This window comes from Rhizobium sp. Leaf453, from assembly GCF_001425605.1.
Lineage (GTDB): Bacteria > Pseudomonadota > Alphaproteobacteria > Rhizobiales > Rhizobiaceae > Pararhizobium.
Genome location: NZ_LMRG01000020.1, coordinates 1 through 4849, shown reverse-complemented (window position 1 = coordinate 4849; position 4849 = coordinate 1). Strand labels below are relative to the sequence as shown.

General features: G+C 61.8%; 6 protein-coding genes. 3 read left to right on the top strand and 3 right to left on the bottom strand.

What is annotated here, in order from left to right:
• The 3 genes from ASG68_RS30805 to ASG68_RS18130 form a co-directional block, all read right to left on the bottom strand.
• Positions 1 to 213 (bottom strand): glycine betaine ABC transporter substrate-binding protein (locus tag ASG68_RS30805; RefSeq protein ID WP_274534227.1); only part of this gene is annotated, 213 nt, incomplete at its 3' end.
• A gap of 70 nt (positions 214 to 283) precedes the next feature.
• Positions 284 to 1108, bottom strand: coding sequence for a pyrroline-5-carboxylate reductase family protein (locus tag ASG68_RS18135; protein ID WP_156373983.1), 825 nt, complete (start codon positions 1106 to 1108; stop codon positions 284 to 286).
• Positions 1089 to 1718, bottom strand: coding sequence for a TetR/AcrR family transcriptional regulator (locus tag ASG68_RS18130; protein WP_062582681.1), 630 nt, complete (start codon positions 1716 to 1718; stop codon positions 1089 to 1091). The genes ASG68_RS18135 and ASG68_RS18130 overlap by 20 nt, the downstream gene beginning before the upstream one ends.
• A 148-nt stretch (positions 1719 to 1866) precedes the next feature.
• On the opposite strand from ASG68_RS18130, the gene ASG68_RS18125 reads away from it, so the two are divergent.
• The 3 genes from ASG68_RS18125 to ASG68_RS18115 form a co-directional block, all read left to right on the top strand.
• Positions 1867 to 3903 carry an NADH:flavin oxidoreductase gene (locus ASG68_RS18125; protein ID WP_062582679.1) on the top strand — a complete coding sequence of 679 codons (2037 nt, stop codon included), beginning with the start codon at positions 1867 to 1869 and terminating at the stop codon, positions 3901 to 3903.
• Positions 3904 to 3905: 2 nt separating this feature from the next.
• The gene (locus ASG68_RS18120) at positions 3906 to 4511 is read left to right on the top strand and encodes a dimethylsulfonioproprionate lyase family protein (protein ID WP_062582677.1); all 606 of its coding nucleotides are present in this window, start codon (positions 3906 to 3908) and stop codon (positions 4509 to 4511) included.
• A gap of 12 nt (positions 4512 to 4523) precedes the next feature.
• On the top strand, positions 4524 to 4849 hold a 326-nt coding region (locus ASG68_RS18115), incomplete at its 3' end, for an electron transfer flavoprotein subunit beta/FixA family protein (RefSeq protein ID WP_413814027.1).

The window sequence follows — 4849 nt, the reverse complement described above, 5'->3', positions numbered from 1 at the left end:
CATGGAGGTAATCGTCGGGACCGTATCCCCCACCGTGATCTCGGCGCTGCAGCCGTAACCCTCGTTCAGGATGATCTTGTCGAGGTTGGAGATCACCTCCGCACTCTGCCAGTTCATGCTGGCGATCGTCATGCTGCCGCACTCCGCATGCGCCAATGACACACCCGAAACACTCCCCAACAACAATCCACTCAATGCCAATAGTCTACGCATGTCCGTTCCCTTTATCTTGTGCGGCTGGTTGGTGCCGGGCGGGACACCGCAAACCCCGCCCTTGATCCAGTCAGACGGGTTCCCCCATCCGTACCGATTTCTCGAAGGCGGCGGTCAGCCCGCGCGCGACGGCGGCATCGAAGCCTGCCGTTCTCATCGTCTCGATCGCGGCCGCCGTGGTGCCGCGATAATCCAGGAAGGTCTTGACTGTGTCGGCCGGACAGTCGTCACGCTGTTCAAGCAGCCTGCCCGTGCCGACAAGGACCGTATTGACGGCGCGCCGTGCAACGTCACGGTCGAGGCCATGCGCGATCGCATCCATCATCATCGCTGCGGCCAACAGCGCCGGAAACGCCGGGCCGGAGCCGGTGAGGCCGGTCAGGTAGTCGATGTCGGCCTCGCTGCGCACTTCATCCTGAACGCCGCAGGCATCGAAAATCATTCGAACCGTCGCCCGCTCGGCCTCGCCCGTGTCGCGGGTGGCGATCCACGGTGTATAGGATTTGCGCGCTTCGACGGCCGCATTCGGCAGGGTGCGGACAGCGCGGCGGGTGTTGTGCTGCGCGCAGAGCGCTTCGAGGCGGATACCGGCCATGACGGAGACGACAAGCTTGTCGGCGGCGTCGATCTTCAGAGAAGCCCAGTCGGCCGGACGAACGGAAAGGATGATGATATCGGAGCGGTCGGCCAAGGCCTGGTTGTCGGTGGTCCAGAAGGCGCCGGGGAAACGGTCCGGGCGTTGGCTGCGATAGGAGAGAGCTAGATCTTCCGGCGATGCAACGCTGGCGTCCAGCACAGCTTCGGCGATTGCTCCGCCCAGCCAGCCGGCCCCCCCGATCACGCCAATTCTCAGCCCCTTGCCTGCCACCCTGTCGTCACTCCGGTTTGTACCCATGCCGTGAGAAGAAGCGGTCGAGTTCCCGCTTCTGTGGAATCTCGCCGGTATAGATCGCGATGTATTCCGGGATGCGCTTCATGCGCAGCGCCGTGTCCTCCTTGGACTGCATCGATATGTAGCCGATCTGGACCAGATAGGTCGTGCGCGCCCGAACGTCCGCTTGCCCTTCATCGTAACCGAACCGCATGAACATGCGGCCGATCGCTTCCATTCTCGTCTGGTCGGCCTTCTGCACCTCGGCCAGGATGTCCGGCGATTGCAGGGCCCAGCTGCGCACCGCGAATTCGAACTGGGAATCGAACAGGTCCTTGTTCACCCAGCAATCGAAGACATTCAGCATCGCCTCGGCCAGTGTGTCCGCATAGGCCTCCGACTGCTTCACCAGATTGCCCGTATTCTTGTCTCGCCAGCGCGCGATCAGTGCGCTCAGCAATTCCTCGCGGTCCTTGAAGAACCAATAGAAGCTGGTTCGCGAAAGATTCAGCCGCTTTGCGAGCGGCAAAATCTTCACCGAGTCCACGCCGGATTCGAGCAGGGCATCATAGGCAGCCTCCAGCCATCCCTCCTGGGAGCCTCGCCAGCCGCTGTCGTTGATCGCCTGTTCCATGATGTCCTCCTAACAAATCCATTTAGGCCTGACAAGCAAAATGTACATGAGTGTCAATATTCCGGACTCCATTGTTTTTGGCCGTTGACACAAGTGTACATTTCCGATTAGCCTTCATCACAAAGTCCCATAAACCGGAGCCCGGCGCATGTCGAACGACCCCCTGCTGCAGCCCTTTCAGCTGAAGCATCTGACCCTCCGCAACCGCATCATCGTGACGTCGCACGAGCCTGCCTATCCCGAGGAGGGCATGCCGAAGGGGCGCTACCGCGCCTATACGGTCGAACGGGCAAAGGGTGGCGTTGCGTTGACGATGACGGCCGGCTCGGCCGCCGTCTCCAAGGACAGTCCGCCGGTTTTCAACAACCTGCTCGCCTACAAGGACGAGATCGTTCCGTGGGTGCGGGAAATGACCGATGCCGTGCATGAGCAGGGCTCGGCGATCATGATCCAGCTCACCCATCTCGGCCGCCGCACGCGCTGGGACAAGGGCGACTGGCTGCCGGTCGTTGCTCCGTCGCATCACCGCGAGGCGGCGCATCGCGCCTTCCCGAAGAAGCTGGAAGACTGGGATATCGAGCGCATCATTAAGGATTTCGCCGATGCGGCCGAGCGCATGAAGGCCGGCGGCATGGATGGCGTTGAACTGGAGGCCTATGGTCACCTGATCGACCAGTTTACCTCGCCGCTGACCAACGAGCTTGAAGGTCCCTATGGCGGCTCGCTCGACAATCGCCTGCGCTTTTGTTTCGACGTCTTCCGGGCGATGCGCAAGCGCGTCGGCGACGATTTCATCCTCGGCGTGCGCTACACGGCCGACGAATGTCTGCCCGGCGGGACGGACAAGGCCGATGGCCTGGAAATCTCCCGCCGCCTCAAGGAAAGCGGCTTGATCGACTACCTCAACGTCATCCGCGGCCATATCGACACCGACCCCGGCCTGACAGATGTCATACCGATCCAGGGCATGGCCAGCGCGCCGCATCTGGACTTTGCCGGCGATATCCGCGCCGCGACCAAGTTCCCGACCTTTCATGCCGCGAAAATCCAGGACGTGGCGACCGCACGCCATGCGATCGCGGCCGGCAAGGTCGACATGATCGGCATGACCCGTGCGCACATGACCGACCCGCATATCGTGCGGAAAATCATCGAAAAGCGTGAAGACGATATCCGCCCCTGTGTTGGCGCCAATTACTGTCTTGACCGCATCTATCAGGGCGGCCTCGCCTTCTGTATCCACAATGCGGCGACCGGCCGCGAAGAGACCATGCCGCACAAGATTCCGAAGGCGGATGTGCGCAGGAAGGTGGTCATCGTCGGCGCCGGTCCGGCCGGTTTGGAGGCGGCGCGTGTTTCCGCAGAGCGCGGTCATGAGGTTGTGGTCTTCGAGGCGGCAAACAATCCGGGCGGCCAAATCCGCCTGACGGCGCAGAGCGAACGCCGCCGCGAAATGATCGGTATCATCGACTGGCGCATGAGCCAGTGCGAAAAGCTTGGCGTCACCTTCCATTTCAACACCTGGGCGGAAGCCGGCACGATCAATGCCGAAAAGCCGGATGTCGTCATCATCGCGACGGGGGGGCTGCCGCATACCGAGGTCCTGACCAAGGGTAACGAACTGGTCGTATCCTCATGGGATATTATTTCCGGTGACGTGAAGCCCGGCACCAATGTGCTAGTCTTCGACGATGCCGGCGATCACGCCGGGCTGCAGGCGGCCGAGGTCATTGCCAAGGCGGGCGGCAAGGTTGAGATCATGACGCCGGACCGCTCGTTTGCCCCGGAGGTCATGGCGATGAACCTCGTGCCCTACATGCGCTCGCTGCAGAAGCTCGATACGACGTTCACCGTCACCTACCGGCTGGAATCGGCGGAAAAGAGCGGCAACCAGCTGATCGCCCATATAGGCAGCGAGTATGGTGGCGTGGCGAAGCAGCAGACGGTTGACCAGATCGTCGTCAATCACGGCACCATTCCGCTCGACGATCTCTATTTCGAGCTGAAGCCCGGGTCGAAGAACTTCGGGGAGGTCGCCTATGACGCACTGATTGCCGGTGCGCCGCAGACGGTCGAGCGCAATCCGGAGGGTGCCTACCAGCTCTTCCGGATCGGCGACGCCGTCGCTGCCCGTAACACCCATGCCGCGATCTATGACGCGCTGCGTCTCGCCAAGAATCTTTGACCATGACGCGCAGCGAGGCCTTGCAGGGATTTCTGGATGCGGCACTGGCCGCATTCGGCGAGCGAGCGCAAGCCTCTGAGGCCCGCGTTTCGTTGGCACGGATCGTGGCGCTTCTGGGGACCGCAAGGCCGGAACGTCCGGACATTGGAAAGCGGCTTCCGGTCTGTGGCCGGCATCTCGGAGATGCATTGGAGGTTGTGAGCGGCGATCCGATGCTCGACAGGGTGGTCGAGCGCTTCAAAGCGCTGGAACCGTCGCTCGAATGGAAGCGGCGATCGACCCATGACGGGACTGCGAGCGAAAATTTCCTGGAAGGCCACGCCAATACGATGATCGTCGGGCCGGCCGCGCTGGAAGATCGACGGGATGTCTGGATTGGCGCGACGCTGATGGCGCCGAACGTGCGCTATCCCGATCACGATCATGCGCCGGAAGAGACCTATCTGGTCCTCTCCGAGGGTGAGTTCATGCACGGCGATTCCGGCTGGTTTTCACCGGGCGTTGGCGGCTCGTTCTACAACGTTCCCGGCATCCGTCATGCCATGCGTTCCGGCGACAAGCCGCTTTTTGCCTTCTGGGCCTTGCTGCCCGACCCCTCCAAGCACTGAGGAAATTGATCCATGAAAATCCTGGTCACCGTCAAGCGTGTGGTTGATTACAATGTGAAGATCCGCGTGAAGTCGGATGGTTCTGGTGTCGAGCTTGCGAATGTGAAGATGTCGATGAATCCGTTCGACGAGATTTCGGTCGAGGAGGCGCTGCGGCTGAAGGAAGCCGGCAAGGCTGAGGAAGTCGTTGTGGTTTCGGTCGGTCCGGCCAAGGCGGAGGAGACGCTGAGGACGGCGCTGGCCATGGGTGCCGACCGGGCGATCCTGGTCGAGACGGACGATGCGGTCGAGCCGCTCGCCGTTGCCAAGATTATCAAGGGTGTGGCCGAGGCCGAGCA